A 16941-nucleotide genomic window follows, 5' to 3' on the forward strand; every position below is an offset into this window, starting at 1 on the left:
TTAACAAAGAAAAGGGGGCAATCTGACCGGGACGATGGCAGGTGGCGCAATTCTTATTCAGGATAGGCGCAATATCTTTGGTGTAAGTTACCTCACTTGGCTCGTTCCCAGCTTCACTTTTTGTGGTAATATAATCATTCGCTAAACTCACAGGTATGCCAATCAGGAACGCAGCTGTGAGCATAACTACCAAAATGAGAATAACCCGATAAATATTGTGCCCTGGTTTCATTCTTCTATAAGATTAGCTGAAAAGCCGCATACACTTGTCAAATCAAGAATTTATTATAGGCGCAAAGTGACCTAATACGCTGTTCTAAGCTGGAGAGAGTCACTTACTTTGGCAGCCGCAAAGGTAGGGTCGCCGTTATGGGCTGCGTGCAACCTACGAGCGCGGGCACGCATAGCGGCCTCATATTCTGAAAGGACTTGGCTGTAGAATTCATTTACCTGCTTTAGTTCCTCCTGATTGTTCGGTACTATTAGAGTGATGATGAAGTCGCACATTTCATCTTTTGCACTCATTCCCCAAGTCACCCTTTTGGGAGGATCGTTCGGGTTACGTGGATTATCCCTGGAATTGTCAAAGTAGGCTACCATTTCCAGCTTTGTACCTTTAGGCAAATTGAGCGGCTCTTTATACTGGTATTCCATTTGCCAGTTGCGATCCCAGTCTTTAATCCAGATCATCGGTTTGACCGTACCATCTGGAAGAGTTGCTGTCACTTTCATCTCCCGACCCAGAAGGTGCATATGGGGCATGATATCGAGTATTTGTAAATCGATCGGAATTGTCATAGCAGCAGTAACTTTATAGCGCGGCTCTCCTGGGGGAATACTCAAGTTGGGCTGTCCGAATGGAATTTCAATGGCCAGCTTCTGCGGTTCCGTCTTGGCCAAGTATATTGCCACAGTCGATCGATCTGTTATCTCGTTTGCAGTTGGGGGGTAATGGTTTTCCAGAATAATATCTGAGCCTTTTGGAATTAATCTCACAACTCCATCAGGTAAGTAGTCGGGAGAAGTTCCCGGTGTCCAAGTGTAAAGACCGTATCCCCCCTCGTGACTTTTAGGCACCTCAAGACACGGATACCCCACATCAGGATATTGTGCATCCCATCTACGTGCCTCATCACTTGCAGCTTGATAAACAACAGCATGGTGAACAGCCTTGGAGTTGCCCGGTTTGATTTCTATTGCCCTAATGTACAGGTCATTTGGTAGATTTAGCGGCAGTACAAAACATTGATATTGGTCAATCCCTGTAGCTTTAACCGTATAGGGTTCTGGTACTTTTAGAATCAGGTCAGGCAAACCTAGTTGCCAGCCTCCCTCCGGGAATTTTGGTGTTGGTGGCAAATCGGCGGGGTTCCCTTCTGGTGTACCCTCATTTAACCATCGCTCAATCAGCGCAATCTCTTGCTCATTCAACTGTCGCGGATTTTTGAACTCTCCATAGCCCGGTGCTGCTTTCCACGGTGGCATATAGCGCGATGACGTCGCCCAGGCTATTTCCATCGCGTGAGTTGCCGCATCTTGGTAAGTTAACAAAGAAAAGGGGGCAATCTGACCGGGACGATGGCAGGTGGCGCAATTCTTATTCAGGATAGGCGCAATATCTTTGGTGTAAGTTACCTCACTCGGCTCGTTGCTTCCTGTTTGACGAAATGTTGAAATAGAGTCAGTCGCCAAGCTTACAGGTATACCAACTCCGAAGCTAGCTGTGACGATAATTACCAAAACTATAATAACTCTATAAATCTTCACTGCTGGTTTCATCTCTGTGTCATTCTTGAGGCATATAGATTTGCCGATCGAACAAGTACCAATCTTGAGCGCATCGCCAAAAATTCACAACCAACTGAAAAATCCCTTGCCTAAGTTACTCATACCAAATCTTGATTCCCTCGTCTAGTTCAGGAGTCTGGAATTTATCAATTTGTTCGTAGTTTTATGGTAGTGCTTCACGAAGCAAAAAAGGGGTAAGAGGAAGTCGATTTATGACTCCTAAATTCTGGTTAGGAAAGCGTTTTAGAGCAACGCTTCCCGAATAAAAAAATGGAGGAGAGGAAGCAGATTTGGGACAATCTTAAATTTTGGTAAAATTCTGGGGAAATACTTGCGTTTAGAGCTTTTAGTTGACGGCAATATGATGCCATAGTAAAAACTACAATTCGTCTATCCGCATCGAGAATCCGAACATATGGTCAGATACTACCAGATAACCGGAAGAACTCAAAAAGCTGAGCTTATAGCTCCCCAAACTCCCTCGGTAAATTAATTCAATCCTGTAACTTGAGATTCTGTTTTCAGAGTCACTTCCTCCGGATCGCTCCTAAACGTCCTGGGTAGCTGTACTCCATACATTATTGCTTTTACAAGCATAAACATCGACAGACCGAACCATAACAGATGGTTACTGTGAAAATATACAGCGCCTAAAGCCACAGGCAGAAATCCCGCAGCCATAGCGACTAAAGTAACGTTGCGAACCGTATGCCCTTCTGTTAAAGCCAAGAAGTAGCCATCAAATATGTAAGCAATCGAGCAAATTCCCATAACGGGTAGTAACCACCGCACATAGATATCAATAGTTTCAGTTACTTCGGTATGGTCGGTTAACAGCCCAAATACATTTTCAGGGAAGAAGACAGTCAGAAGAGATATGCTAAGTCCCAGCAGTAGACTGGTTGCTACAGAGACTCCCACCACAGGCATTAACTGCTCATTAGCTTTTTTGCCTACAAATTGTCCGCTGAGGCTTTCTGTAGCCAATGACACTGCCTCTATCAAGTAGAAGTTTAAGTTAACCAACTGCATCATCAAAGTATTTTCAGCAAAGATAATCGTCCCCATATTGGAACTTAGGTCTTGGAAAATGTTGAAACAGAAGATGGTAACTATCATGGCGACAAATAAGTTTCCACTAAGAGTAAAGGCAGATTTAAAACCTGACTTTTGAAAAACTTTTACTGCCGCCGTTTTTAATTCTTGCCACTGGACTTGTAGGCATAAAAAAATCAATCCTACCAACAACACTAGATACTGGGTAATACCTTGGGAAAGTCCAGCCCCCGTACTTCCCCAGTCCCACCGGACAATAAACAAGTAGTTTAGTAGCACATTGCTGGTGTTGCCAACAAAGGACATCAGCAACACCTTGCCACTCATCTCTTGAGCCAGAAACCAACCAAACAGGACAAAGTTGATCATCACAGCAGGGGCTGCCCAAATCCTGGCGTTGAAATAATCAAAAGCTGAAGCTTTGGCTTCTGGAGTACCACCTAGTAGCACAAACCCTACTTCTCGCAACGGGTACTGCAAAACCAAGATGAGTAAACCTATCCCTACAGCAATTAAAACATTACGCAGTCCTGTCAGAAGAACTTCCTCTCGATCGTTTCGCCCTACAGCTTGAGCGGTTATCCCTGTAGTACTCATTCGTACAAAAGACAAAATAGCGTAGATGCCGTTAAACAGGACTGTAGCCAGAGCCACCCCAACTAACTGATTAATATCTGATAAGTGACCTAAAAAAGCCACACTGATTAAACCAGCTAATGGCTCCATGATGTATGAAACTGTGTTAGCAAGAGCCAGTCGGAAGAAGCGACCGAGAAAATTGTATTGATTTGAAATGGTCAAATTCATCGATTAATTCGAGTAAGTTACAGGCCAAACAGAGCGACTCTAGGTACAGGCTAGTGCAAGAAGGCAGACGGCAGACGGCAGAAGGGATATTGCTTGTCAAGTCAGCTAGTCAGCTTTGTTCAACTGGTGGTTTATTTCTGCCGTGCTGCACTAATCCAAATTTAATCTTAGTTTACATTACTTTTCGCCAACCATCTGGAATCGGCTCGACGCTGCTTTGCCCGACAGGGTAATCTGAGCAAATTTCACTTTATAAAATTTCCACAACTTCCCCTATAGCCGTAGTTGCCCTCAAAGCTGCTTCTGAAATTAATTGGTGGGTGTGGGTACTTAGATGTGCTAGATCCCAATACAAATATTGGTCTGGGTTAACCCCTGGTGGTAGTGTAAAATTGGCTACTTCCGGGCTACCACCAGCACCCGGTACCACATTGCCGAGGTTAGTGATTCCGTAATTCTGGGGATTGGCCCGCACTTGCCTGAGAAACCCAGTAAAATCTACAGGAATAATGTTAATATTCAGGCTTTTTTCTAGATTTGGTATAGTTGCTGCCAAAATGCTGGCGTGCTGGTCAACTAATTGTGTGTATGATTGTTGAAACTCAGGACTTTGACTAACCGAGAAGGGAGAGCCGGATGGGTTTGGTAAGTTCGGCATCATAAAGTTTTTCCCACCAATAGCGGCCAGTTTTGTTACCGCTGTAGCAAGATTATTAATTGTCGGCCCAGCTTCTGTTGCTCCGCCAACAAGATAATCATTACCTCCGGCATACACTACATAAAGTGCTTTCGGGTCGGCTACCGGATGAGTGGCGACAAAATTATCAACTTGCTTCTGCAATGGTGGCGCGGGAGGTGCGCCCTCAAAGCTAATCACATCCTCATTTCCCGTTTGAGCGCCGCCAATGGCAAAGTTATTGGCAGGATCGACTGGTAATGCCAGTTGCGGTGCCAGATATTCCGTCCATACCCGGCCATTGGTGAAACGTCCGCCAAAATAAGGCGGGCTTGGTGGCAAGAAACCTCCTAGTATAGCATATAAATTCCCATCGTCTGATTGACTGTCGCCAAAGACGTATATCTTATCGAACAGCTGGCGGGGAATGCGACCTTCTTTGCTACCAAAGGCGATGAAATGTTCTGTCGCTCCAATTGTGCCTTGTTTGACTGCATTAGCTACGTCTGTATTCCGGCCCAGGTAAAAGTTGGTATCGACAAAGGAGCTAGGGGCGCGGCCTTCACGGTCACCGAACTCGATGAAATGTTGTATGCCGGTGAGTATATCTGTGTTAACAGCAGCAGCCACATCCTGGTACTGTTGCAGATAATATTTAGTATCGAACAGCTGGTTGGGGTTGCGGTCTTCAATTTGACCGAAGTTGATGAAGTGTGTAAACGCTGTGGTCTTTCCTGCGTTTACTTCACTAGCTACATCCTGATATTTTTGCAGATAATAGCTGGTATCGAAATAGGCGCTGGGGTCGCGTTGTTCAAATTGACCGAATTGGTTGTAGTGGAGAAAACCAGTGCTGAACTCGCCCCTTGATACGGCTACTGCTACATCTGAGTTGCTATTTAGATAATAGGCTTCGTCGAATAGTTCGTTGGCAGTCAACATAATTATTTAGCCTGTGCCTGGTGTTAATTTCTTGGTTTTACCCAAGTATGTCGTCTGTTAAAATATGGTATAGATAAATGGTGCCACCGCAGAACTCTGAGCAAATGTAATCAAAATACCGAGAATCACTAAAGTCATTATCAGCGGAGCAAGCCAGTATTTTTTCTGCTCCTTCATGAATTTCCAGAGGTCTTTAAACAGGTCAAGTGTCGTCTCAAACATTAGAAAGGTTTCTCCATACTTGCTATTGTGATTTCCTGGCTCGGTCGGCAATAAGTTTTTAGATTTGCATCAAACTTTCGAGCCATTGGGTCTTGATTGAACAGCCGCATAATCGCGCCCATCGGCATCATTAAAGCAAAGAAAATAGTTCCCAGGATGATGCGAGTGTTGACCCAACCAAGCACAAGTCCAATTCGCATCCAGACTTGATAAACAGGCCCAAGTCCTGTCGGAACTAAGGCAGCCAAAACCCAGAGAACTCCAGCAATAATCCATGCCGAAAGCGGCACGGTATGACCGCGAAGCCACGGCAATAATAGGCCAAACAAAACCGCTACAATTGTACCAGCGATCAGTCCAAAATCTCGCAGTTCTTTTTTGTTAAGTTGTGGAATTTCCTCCATGAAGCTGTTCCTCTAATCCAACACAAATTCTTTTTTCCAAGCATCATCCTGTTCCAACTGCCCTTGTTGAGACTTGGCCAACAAGAAATTCTCCAGCACCAGATAGTCGATCTCAGTACGCATAAAGCACCGATAGGCATCCTCTGGAGTACAGACAATTGGCTCACCGCGAACATTAAAGGAAGTATTCACCAATACTGCTGCCCCAGTTTTCTGTTCAAAATGACGGATGAGTTCATAATATCGGGGATTGGTTTCTTGATGAACTGTCTGAATCCGGGCTGAGTAATCCACATGGGTAACAGCAGGAATGGTAGAGCGAGGAACGTTCAGCTTATCTATCCCGAATAGTTGCTGTTGCTGGGAGTTCATCGTCTGGCGCAAATTCTCTTTGATAGGAGCGACAAGTAGCATATAAGGACTGGAGCGATCGATTTCAAAGTAATCTGAAACTCGTTCGGCTAAAACTGATGGGGCAAAGGGGCGGAAAGATTCCCGATATTTGATTTTCAGATTCATGACAGACTGCATTTTGGGACTGCGGGGATCGCCAATAATCGATCGACTCCCCAATGCGCGAGGGCCAAATTCCATCCGACCGGAGAACCAGCCCACGACATTTTCTTGAGCTAAAATTTCTGCCAGTTTTGGTAGGAGTTCGTTATCTTCTAGTTGCTCGTACTTAGCGCCAACTGTATCTAGATAAGCGCGAATTTCTGATTGGCTAAATTTAGGCCCAAGATAGCAACCCTGCATGGTATCTCTACCTTTAAAGGAGCGAGGTCGATCTTTGTACTGATGCCAAATCGCCAAGGCAGCTCCTATAGCACCCCCGGCATCACCGGCAGCAGGTTGAATCCAGATATCTTTGAAAGGACCTTCTCGCAAAATTCTACCATTGGCGACGCAATTGAGAGCTACACCACCAGCCAGACACAAATAATCTTCACCCAGCTGTTGGTGTACCGTTTTGCTCAGTCGCAACACCACTTCCTCAGTTACTTTTTGAACAGAGGCAGCTATGTCCATTTCACGTTGGGTCAGCTTGCTTTCTGGTTTACGGGGTGGGCTACCAAATAGAGTGTCGAACTTCTGGTTGGTCATAGTTAGACCGGTGGTGTAGTTGAAGTATTCCATGTTCAACCGGAAACTGCCATCTTCTTTGAGGTCTAACAGATGGTCAAGTATCAAGTCTGCATATTTGGGTTCCCCATAAGGTGCTAATCCCATCAGCTTATACTCACCAGAGTTAACTTTGAAACCGGTGTAGTAAGTAAAAGCTGAATAAAGCATCCCCAAGGAGTGCGGAAAGTCAATTTGCCATTTGGGTGTTAGCTGATTGCCTTCCCCTAACCAGAGGGAAGTTGTTGCCCATTCACCGACAGCATCGAGGCAAAGAACCGCAGCACGCTCGAAAGGACTGGGGAAAAAGGCTGAGGCAGCGTGAGATTGGTGATGTTCCGTAAAGAGCAGGGGAGGTAGTTGAGAGGGCTGGCAATTTCCCAGTTTGGCAAGTTCTTTTTTTATGACTGATTTAAGGTAAAGCTTTTCTTTGAGCCAGACTGGCATGGAGGTAATAAAAGAGCGAAACCCCTTTGGGGCATAGGCTAGGTATGTTTCTAGGAGTCGATCGAATTTAGTAAATGGCTTTTCATAAAAGACTATATAATCCAAGTCTTGAAGCTGGATTCCGGCTTCTCTCAAGCAGTAAGAGATCGCTTGGCTAGGAAAACTTGGATCGTGCTTTTTTCTTGTAAATCGTTCCTCTTGTGCAGCCGCTACAATCTCACCATTTCCGATCAGGGCGGCGGCGCTATCGTGATAGTAAGCTGAGATACCTATAATATTCATTGCTGCTTTCCAAAACCGATCGAAACCTTTTGTCCCCTTAAGTTACACCAAGTAGGCCACCCACGAGTGGGAAAAAATCTGAACAAATGGGAACCAAAGGGCGTATCAAGGAGAATTGCGTTAATTATAAATCCATAAGGCTCGCTCCTCCCCAGTGCTAAAGAGACGGGGATTCTTGCTTACCTACAGTGGGACATTCAAGTATCTTAATCACCACAGGTACGCGAGAGCTTTTTTAGGGATACAAGCAACGTATTGAGTTGCTTTGCGCCTATAATAGCTTCTCGTTTAACGAGTATATATGGCTTTTTTGCCAAATTCATAGACAGATGAAACCAGCGCTCACTATTTATCGAGTTATTCTAGTCTTGGCAGTTATACTCGCCGCCGCCTTCGCAGTTGGCGTACCTGTGAGTTTGGCGAATGAATCTATTGCTTCATTAAGTCAAGCTGGCAATCAGCCGACGACATCGGTAACTTACACCAAAGATATTGCACCTATCCTCAATCAGAATTGTGCTACCTGTCATCGCCCCGGTCAGGTTGCCCCTTTCTCGTTGTTAACTTACCAAGATGCAGCAAATCACGCCGAAGAAATAGCTTGGGCAACTTCTTCGCGCTATATGCCACCGTGGAAAGCCGTGCCTGGGTATGGAGAGTTCAAAAATTCGCGACGTTTGAGCGATCGAGAAATTGCCCTGATTCAGGAATGGTTGAACACAGGTACGGTCGAGGGCGATGCAGCCGATTTGCCACCAACACCAGAATTCCCGGAGGGAGGCTGGCAACTAGGATTGCCTGACCTGATCCTAAAAGTACCACAACCATACACAGTTGAAGCCGCAGATGGAGACAGATATCAATGTTTTGTACTGCCGCTCAATCTGCCGGAAGACCTGTACGTTAGGGCAATAGAAATAAAACCAGGTAATTACAAAGCTGTTCACCATGCGAATCTACATCAAGCTGCAAGTGATGAGGCACGTAGATGGGATGCAGAATATCCAGGTTTAGGATATCCATGCCTGGGGGAGAATAAGAATCACTGGGCGGATATTATTTATATGTGGACACCGGGAATGTTGGCAAACTACTTACCTGATGGGGTTTCCAGCGTAATCCCTCAAGGCTCGGATCTGATTTTGGAAAACCATTACCCCGCAACTGCAAATGGGATGACCGATCGATCCAGTGTGGGAATATACCTGGCTTCCACCAAACCGCAGAAGCTGGCCACCAAACTTTTATTCGGACAGTATAACTTGGAAATACCCCCTGGGGAGCCACACTATAAAGTCACCGCTACTAGAACAATTCCGATTGATGTGCAAGTCATTGATGTCAAGCCCCATATGCACTTTCTCGGTCGAGAGATGAAAGTTCGAGCAATTCTTCCAGATGGTACGATCGAACCGATGATCTCGGTGAAAGACTGGAACTTCAACTGGCAATTGGATTACGAATATTCGCATCCGTTGAACTTGCCGAAAGGCACAAAGCTGGAGATGGAAGCCTACTTTGACAATTCCAGCGATAATCCATATAACCCAAACGATCCTCCGAAAACGGTAACTTGGGGAATGTACTCAAAAGATGAAATGTGCGACCTCTATGCCACTGTAATGGTAAATAATAACCAGGAGGAACTCAGGCGAATCAATGAATTCAACGCTACAGTTACGACTGAGCCTGAAATGTTGAACGCTTCTGCTTCAGATCCCGATCCCGCTATGCAGCTTAACAGGACACATAGTTAGTTGCGATCGCAAACGTAACTTTGGGGATGAAGTTATAGCGGTTTTCGAGGGGATGAAGTGTAGAGACGTTGTATAAAACGTCTCTACAAACTCCCAAATGTGCTATTGTATCTCCGTATGTCTACTTCAAGTTCTGAATTCATCAACTATGACTGAAGACTTGCTAGCTAAATTAACCGATCGAGCGAAAATTATTGAAGTCGTTAATCAATATGGGTTAGCGATCGATCTGCGTAATTGGGAGCTTCTTCACAACGTTTTCGCCAATCCCGTTGAGGTTGATTATTCCTCAATTGGAATACCAGTGGCAAGTTTCCAGCCAGAAGAAATGGTTAATGCTGCTCGCCAAGATTTATCCGGATTGAAAGCTACTCAGCATCAAATCACTAACCATGTTGTGGAAATATCAGATGATACCGCGATCTGTGTAGCTCATGTGAGTGCAATGCACTTTCTGCCCAACGATCAAGGAGATAACACCTTTGAAATGGGCGGTTACTACACAGCCGGATTGATTCGGATCGGATTGGAAAATCAAGCAATGGAAGTTTGCAGTGCTTTGGACTCGTGGTAATAACGATATCTTTTGACTTGCCAAGAACGCATAGGAGCCTAACAACCCCGTGGCAGCGGAATGACGAAATCCCAGGGCGATCGCATCTAATTTTGACTTGACAAAATGTCCTAAATGTATATCTACATCAAGCTAGAGATTTGCACTAGCAAATGCTTTTTTGGCTTCTCTAGCTTTTTCTAACCAGCTATCAAACAACTTTTGATGTTTATTAATCGACTCTTCGGCACGCAGTCGAGTCGGTTCGGGACTATTTTTACTTTCCTGGAATATCCAAATTAAAGTTTTTTCAGATGAGGGATTTTAATAAAAATTAAGCTCGATGACTTAGGCAGAAATCGGTTTTATTTGACGTAAATTTGTTGTGGATCGTGATTCATAATATAGTTAAAAACGATCGAACTAAATTTATGGAAACGAAACCTAAAACATCAAGACAACTACATCCAGGATGGATTGCCATGATGAAGGAGCTTGAAGCCAGCAATGCTCCCGAACTCTGGGAACTTTCACCAACTGAGGCACGTATTCTTGAGAGGCAATACGCCGAGCAGGTATCTATAAATACAGAATCTCTTCCCTTGTACTCTGTGGAAAATCGCGAAATTCCCGGAATAGCAGGAACAATACCAGTGCGGATCTACACACCACAGGCAGTAAACAAAGATACGCCTTTCCCGATTCTGGTTTTCTTCCACGGCGGTGGTTGGGTACTCTGTGACTTGAATACTCACGATCCAATCTGTCGCCACTTGTGTAAACAAGCAGATTGTATTGTGGTCTCAGTTGACTATCGTCTGGCACCGGAACACAAATTTCCAGCGGCGGTGGAGGATGTTTTTGCCGCTACCCAGTGGGTGGCCCAAAATGCTTCGATATTGGGAGGAGATCCGACACGAATAGCTGTAGGTGGCGATAGCGCTGGGGGCAACCTCTCGGCTGTAGTTACCCAACTGGCTAAAGCCAATGGCAGTCCGAGTCTGATTTTTCAACTGCTGCTGTACCCAAATATATATATTGCCCCCAAATTTCCCTCTCGTGAGGTGTATGGTCAGGGCTATCTTCTGACTGAGAAAATCATAGAATGGTGTAATAACCACTACCTCAACAGTGAGGCAGATGTGTTCGACCATCGGGCTTCGCCTGGATTAGCAGAGGATTTAAGCGGTTTACCACCTGCGTTGATTATCACCGCCGGATTCGATCCCTTTGTTGATGAAGGCGAAGACTACGCAAAAAAGTTACGCAATGCTGGAGTTGAAGTTGAATATACCTGTTATGAAGATATGATTCATGGCTTTATCTATATCCAGGGCGTAACTGAGGGACGTGAAAAGGCGCTAGTCCAGAGTGCAACAGCTCTGCGTCGCGCTTTCACAAAATAAGAATTAACCAAAAGCTTTCTCGGTTTCCCTAGCTTCTTGTAACCAGCGATCGAATAAATTTTGATGCTTGTTTACCCACTCTTCGGCATGGTGTCGAATCTCTGCTGAGCTATCTTCACCAGAGTGGTAGAGAAGTTGTTGGGCCAAGATATCTTCGATCGGAATTTGTACTCGTTCAAACAAGGCTTTGGCTGCTAGGTTAGCTGTTAAAAATTCTTTTGTCGCCACAACGCGCAACCGATCTACAATAAATCCGAGATTTCTTCCATTTATCGAAGTGTCTTTTTCTGTAAACTTGCCAAATTTTTCTGGTATTGAGGTGAAGGGAACTTCTAACCAAACAACATCCTCATCTGGTTTTAAGATTGCCTCCAACCACATGGGACTCCAGGTATAGTAAAGGATTGGTTTTCCTTGCCTGTAACGAGCAATCAGATCTGCGTGTAAGGCTGATAATTCTCCTACATCATGCTCAACAGTATCCCGCAGCCCATAAATATCTAAATGATGATTGATGATTTCATCACAACCCAAACCCGCACTGCAACCAGCTAAATTTGCTTTACCATCTCCGTCCGAGTCAAAAAGAAAGGCAATTTTGGGGTCTTGCAGTTGTCCCAAGTTAGTGATGTGATATTGCTCGGCGGTTTTTCGATCGATCTGATAACCTTGAGGGAGATTAGCAGTAATCTCTCCCAGTCGCTGTAATTTTTGTTCGCCGCCACTTTTTTGAAAGAATGTTTCGTACAATTTTTCCCAGTAGACAGCCGTGAAATCGATTTCGTCGGTGGCGAAAGCAGCGTGCAGGAGAGAGATGTTACTAAACTGATGTAGTTGTGCAATCTCGTAACCGAGCTTTTCCAGAGCGATGTCAACGATTTCTGCAATAAATTTATCTTGGGGAGCATCATAGGCAGAGCGTACAATTACTCGTTTAATGGGCATTTTTATGACTGATTTTGATTCTGTAGTTGCCCTAGAAGTTGGCAGGTAGAAGATTAAACCCACGAGCAATGTTGCTGCTAGGGCAACCAAAGTCAGTACTTTTTTGGTATTTACTTCAACAAACTCGGTTTCTTTTGAATTCTCTTTTTTTTTATTATGTTTAACTGGGAGAGGAGAAAACCGATCGGCCCTTGCTCGAACCAGGAAACTTGGCGATCGGCTTCACCTACTGCTTGGCTAATGCGATCGAGCATAATCGCAATCAAAACAATCCCCAATCCGCCTACGGCAGCCAGTCCTACATTCAAGCTGCTGGTGCCCTGTAATACCATCATTCCCAGTCCTTGCACGGCAATCATCGAGGCAATCACCGACATTGATAAGGCGATCAAGATTGTTTGATTCAAACCGGTCAGGATGCTGGGCATCGCGAGGGGAAGAAGTACTTCCCACAGCACTTGTTTCGGGGTCGAACCAAAAGCGATCGCTGCTTCGACTACTTCTGTTGACACTTGCCGGATGCCCAAGTTGGTGAGGCGAATTAGAGGTGGTATAGCCACAACTAATGTAACTATTACTCCCGGCACTTTGCCAATGCCAAACAGCATTACTACAGGGACGAGATAGATAAACAGCGGCAGGGTTTGCATAAAATCAAGTACAGGGCGGACAAATTGTTCCAGGCGATCGCTTCTGGCACAAGCAATGCCAATGGGAACGCCGATCGCCGCACAAAATAATACTGCTGTCCCCATGAGAGAAAGTGTCATCATTGTTTGTTCCCACACCCCCAAAAAGCCAAGGAATATGAGCCCAATGACGCTATAAATAGCAATTTTTCGCCCAGCCAGTTGCCAGATTGTCAAGCCAAGAATTAGCAGCAAAATCAGGGGAGGAATAGCAAGGAACAGCCATTCTATGCCATCAAGTGCTAAGCTAAAAGGAATCCGAATGATTTGGAAGATGGGACGACAGCGATCGACCAGTAAATTAACGCCGGTGTTAATCCAATCTTGAATGGGTATGGTATAAAGTTTAAAGGGATTTAAGATAACATCAAGTCTTCCTTGACTTAAGGCAATGAAGTAACTGGATAAAGCCAAATAATTTAACATTTTAGATTTGGGATTTGGGATTGCCTTTTTGCTGCTTTACTCGTCCGCTGTTCTAGCCCCTAAAGGCGGTCAATCAGCTGACGGCTAGTTGGGCATCGTTAATATATTAACAAGAACATCTGATTGTTCAACAACTCCTTTGAAAAATCCTTCCCCATCAACTACGGCTATAGGGAGTCCTTGTTGGCAGAGATGAAATGTATTTTCTAACCTCGTGGAAGCATTAACTTGGGGAAAGTGGGTCTGCATCAGTTGGCTGATGTCATCCCTGCCTTGTGAAATGGCGGTTTCCAGAGTTTTTCTATTGACGGTACCAACAGGTTTGCCGTCGCGATCGACAATATACATATCGTTGCAGTCGTAATGTAACATTTGCTTTAGTGCGGCGCTAGGATCGTTGTCTTCACCGAGAATTAAAGGAACTATTTGACGAGCAATAGTACCAGTTTTGATGACTTGGGCGCGGTTGACATCTTGGATGAAAGCGCGGATATAATCATCGGTAGGGTTGGTAACCAGTTCTTCGGGAGTGGCGATTTGAATGATGCTGCCATCTTTCATGACGGCAATGCGATCTCCTAATTTCAGCGCCTCGTGAATATCATGGCTGATAAAGACGATCGTTTTGTGCAGCTGTTTTTGCAGGCGCAGCAATTCCTCCTGCATTTCACGTCGAATTAGGGGATCGAGAGCGCTAAATGGTTCGTCCATCAGTAAAATTTCAGCATCTGTAGCTAAGGCACGGGCTAGCCCTACCCGCTGCTGCATTCCCCCACTCAGGGAAGCGGGTAAATAAGAAGCCCATGCAGTTAAACCTACTGTTTCCAGGATTTCTAGGGCTTTTTGGTGGCGAGAAGTTTTGTCCGTTCCCCGCACTTTTAAACCGTACTCAACATTTTCAGCCACAGTCTTGTGGGGGAATAACCCAAAATTTTGAAACACCATTGAGATTTTGAGCAGGCGAATTTCTCGCAGTCTTTTTTCCTCAACGTGAGCGATGTCTTCGTCATCTATATATATATGCCCGCTGGTAGGATCGTTCAAACGGTTAATGCAGCGTATTAGCGTCGATTTTCCCGAACCAGATAATCCCATTACGACGAATAATTCGCCTTGATTGATTGTCAAAGAAACATTTGCAATGCCTACAACATGACCTATTGCTTGCCTAATATGATCTCTACTTTTACCTTCGCGAAACATTTGGAGAGCTAAGCGCGGGTTTTCTCCATAAATTTTGATCAAATTTTCAATTCTTACTTTAGGTTGTAAATTTTCCATTATTACCTCTCAATTTAATTACTAAATTTCCCCAAAATTAATGTTTTCCCTAATTAATTATTTCACAATAAATAACCATAATTCATTTTCAACCTCTAATTTAATCTAGCTGCTTGCCAATTATATTTTTGGCACTTATAATTAAAGTATGTGTTTCGCTCGGCTCGCTCGATGGTATTAAGCTTATCCCCACCCATATCCTAACTTTTGACTTCTTTTTCATACTTTTTTCAGGATTGAATTCCAGTTTTTCGAGCCGTTATACCCGTACATATCTTGATAGTATGTATCGATTAGATATTCGGTTTTATGATTCATTAACCAGCTTTTCAACTCCTCTAATTTACGTTTTCCTTTTTCTAATACTTCTTGGTCGTCCCAATCATCCCATTCCAACTCCCACATAGTTTGATTGGTATCTTCGACAATCAAGTAGTCTCCACTTTGGACGCCGTGACTGTGAAAATATTCAACAACTCCTACTGCATCAGCATGAGCATCTTCTATGATTAACCAAGGATGAGCGAGCGTTGCAAGCATTTCCGGTGGCATTATGGCAGCCATATTATTACAATCCCCCTCTAAAAAATGAACTCGCGAGTCAGTTTTTGCTTTTTCATCAAGGAGGGAAAGGTCAATATCTATACCATAGACACGACCTTCTACTTGGAACATTTCCAAGTGATCGGCTAGCCAAATGGCACTACCACCGCTTAATGCTCCAATTTCAATAATTGTTTTCGGTTTGAGTTCGTACAAAAGCATGGGATAAAGAGCCATTTCAGTTGGCCCTTTATCGAAAAGTATTCCTTTCCAAGTTTGGAAGTAAGCGTTTTCCAAGAGCGATCGCCAAGCAGGTGCTGGAATATCGCATCGATCTTTTCTTTCAGAAATTTTGGCAAACCGATTTGGTTTGAAAGGAGCCTGTTTGTGGATTGCTGCTTTGACAACGCTTTGGTAGCTCATTCCGTTTTTTTCCTTGCTACTTTCAAGTTAATTTCCATTGATAGCGAAATGGGTTGCTTCCAACTCGCGTTGATAAAAGTATCTTGCCAAAAAGTAGTCCCATTCCATATAAGCTACCCTAAAATCTCTCACTCCGACAGAAGCATCGTAATCTGTCCTGCCGTGGAGAGCCCGGAAGTTTTGGATGAGCAGACAATCTCCGGCAGTCAGGCGAAAACGGTATTGGTAATCGAGATTATTAAGATACCGAGAGAAGGCAGTATAAGCTTCATAAAAACGCTCTAATTGGTCGAACGGTAATTGCGGCACGCAGTTTTTATGACTGAAGCGAATGGCGGTAACATTACCTGCTTTATCTACTTCGATGATAGAAGCTACCGGACGAAAGAAATATTGATGCTCGTGTTGAACGCGCCAAAATTGTATGGGAGTTTCTGCCAAAATTTGAAAATAGTCTGGATGATTTTCACGAAAGTCTTTGGCGACGCGAAAACCATCGATCGTAAATGTTTGTCCGCCAGATGCTTCGTTTTTTGCACAATGGATAAATTGTGTTGTCCGATGTCCGTACCAGAAAGTCAGATCGTTGTGGGGTGGGATGCCGTGACTGGTTGCAGCTAAGTCTTTGCCGACTTTTTGTGTCATGATGTCACCGTATTCGGTGTTGCGGACTGGGCCGAAGGATGAGATAAAGGCATCAAGTTCTTCTAGGGGAATATTTCGCAGGATGATAAATCCTAGAGATAACAATTGCTTCATCCAAATTTTAAAATCTGATTTACGAACATCGGGCCACTCGATCGGGTTGGCTTCCAACCAAGCTTTGTCCCACAGAATCACATTTTCGCCGATCGGAGATTGAGGTTGTGGATCGCAAGTGTGAGCGAGTAGCCAAGAAATGGGAAAAACGCTGCGGAGAGGGGGATTTTCGTTCCAGTCAACGATCAAGTTGCCATCGCGCTCTTCGATAAACTTCGGTTCTGGGTGTGCGGGGCGATCGCAAATGTCATTCAGTTTTTCGAGGGAATCTGGATGACGATTTTGAGAATTCAGACAATTGTCGCGCAACCAGGTATAGTGAAAGCGTTTACCGCCGATCGTAACAAATTGTTTTTCTTGCATAACTTGCATAAGCAGGAACTCCTAAATTAAATTTCAGATGGCAGATTTGA

General features: G+C 44.4%; 15 protein-coding genes. 3 read left to right on the forward strand and 12 right to left on the reverse strand.

From position 1 onward, the window contains the following. The 7 genes from H6G03_RS13240 to H6G03_RS13265 form a co-directional block, all read right to left on the reverse strand. Positions 1–232 (reverse strand): hypothetical protein (locus H6G03_RS13240; protein ID WP_190464893.1); only part of this gene is annotated, 232 nt, incomplete at its 3' end. A 71-nt stretch (positions 233–303) separates the two neighbouring features. Then, positions 304–1779 carry a monooxygenase gene (locus H6G03_RS13245; RefSeq protein ID WP_190464848.1) on the reverse strand — a complete coding sequence of 492 codons (1476 nt, stop codon included), beginning with the start codon at positions 1777–1779 and terminating at the stop codon, positions 304–306. Between the two features lie 498 nt (positions 1780–2277). Then, the gene (gntT, locus tag H6G03_RS13250; RefSeq protein WP_190464849.1) at positions 2278–3651 is read right to left on the reverse strand and encodes a guanitoxin biosynthesis MATE family efflux transporter GntT; all 1374 of its coding nucleotides are present in this window, start codon (positions 3649–3651) and stop codon (positions 2278–2280) included. Between the two features lie 250 nt (positions 3652–3901). Further along, a complete protein-coding gene (locus tag H6G03_RS13255; RefSeq protein ID WP_190464850.1) occupies positions 3902–5269 on the reverse strand; it encodes an SGNH/GDSL hydrolase family protein in 1368 nt (455 codons plus the stop codon). A gap of 57 nt (positions 5270–5326) precedes the next feature. Then, positions 5327–5491 (reverse strand): DUF5989 family protein, encoded by a 165-nt coding sequence (locus H6G03_RS37985; RefSeq protein ID WP_255512226.1) that lies wholly within the window; start codon positions 5489–5491, stop codon positions 5327–5329. After that, positions 5491–5895: an SxtJ family membrane protein gene (locus H6G03_RS13260; protein WP_190464851.1), complete on the reverse strand. Its 405-nt coding sequence runs from the start codon at positions 5893–5895 to the stop codon at positions 5491–5493. The genes H6G03_RS37985 and H6G03_RS13260 overlap by 1 nt, the downstream gene beginning before the upstream one ends. A 12-nt stretch (positions 5896–5907) precedes the next feature. Next, the gene (locus H6G03_RS13265) at positions 5908–7746 is read right to left on the reverse strand and encodes a carbamoyltransferase family protein (protein WP_190464852.1); all 1839 of its coding nucleotides are present in this window, start codon (positions 7744–7746) and stop codon (positions 5908–5910) included. Positions 7747–8075: 329 nt separating this feature from the next. Between H6G03_RS13265 and H6G03_RS13270 the strand changes: the two genes are divergently transcribed. The 3 genes from H6G03_RS13270 (at position 8076) to H6G03_RS13280 (ending at position 11462) form a co-directional block, all read left to right on the forward strand. Next, positions 8076–9503, forward strand: coding sequence for a monooxygenase (locus H6G03_RS13270; protein WP_190464853.1), 1428 nt, complete (start codon positions 8076–8078; stop codon positions 9501–9503). A gap of 148 nt (positions 9504–9651) precedes the next feature. Continuing rightward, complete coding sequence (locus tag H6G03_RS13275; RefSeq protein WP_190464854.1) at positions 9652–10077, forward strand: nuclear transport factor 2 family protein; 426 nt, start codon at positions 9652–9654, stop codon at positions 10075–10077. Positions 10078–10487: 410 nt separating this feature from the next. Further along, positions 10488–11462 (forward strand): alpha/beta hydrolase, encoded by a 975-nt coding sequence (locus H6G03_RS13280; RefSeq protein ID WP_190464855.1) that lies wholly within the window; start codon positions 10488–10490, stop codon positions 11460–11462. A 3-nt stretch (positions 11463–11465) separates the two neighbouring features. Here the strand turns inward: H6G03_RS13280 and proX are convergent, their stop codons facing one another. The 5 genes from proX to H6G03_RS13305 all read right to left on the reverse strand — a co-directional run bounded on the left by proX (position 11466) and on the right by H6G03_RS13305 (position 16900). Then, entirely contained in the window at positions 11466–12407 is a 942-nt protein-coding gene (gene proX, locus H6G03_RS37990) for a glycine betaine/L-proline ABC transporter substrate-binding protein ProX (RefSeq protein ID WP_190464856.1), read from the reverse strand. Positions 12408–12517: 110 nt separating this feature from the next. Continuing rightward, on the reverse strand, positions 12518–13522 hold the full coding sequence (locus H6G03_RS37995) for an ABC transporter permease (RefSeq protein WP_190464857.1): 1005 nt from the start codon (positions 13520–13522) through the stop codon (positions 12518–12520). A gap of 84 nt (positions 13523–13606) precedes the next feature. Beyond that, on the reverse strand, positions 13607–14803 hold the full coding sequence (locus H6G03_RS13295; protein WP_190464858.1) for a quaternary amine ABC transporter ATP-binding protein: 1197 nt from the start codon (positions 14801–14803) through the stop codon (positions 13607–13609). A 219-nt stretch (positions 14804–15022) separates the two neighbouring features. Then, positions 15023–15769, reverse strand: a complete 747-nt coding sequence (locus H6G03_RS13300; RefSeq protein WP_190464859.1) for a CmcI family methyltransferase — start codon at positions 15767–15769, stop codon at positions 15023–15025. Between the two features lie 27 nt (positions 15770–15796). Further along, positions 15797–16900: a TauD/TfdA family dioxygenase gene (locus tag H6G03_RS13305; protein ID WP_190464860.1), complete on the reverse strand. Its 1104-nt coding sequence runs from the start codon at positions 16898–16900 to the stop codon at positions 15797–15799. Between the last annotated feature and the right edge of the window lie 41 nt (positions 16901–16941).

The sequence above is a fragment of the Aerosakkonema funiforme FACHB-1375 genome (assembly GCF_014696265.1).
Lineage (GTDB): Bacteria > Cyanobacteriota > Cyanobacteriia > Cyanobacteriales > Aerosakkonemataceae > Aerosakkonema > Aerosakkonema funiforme_A.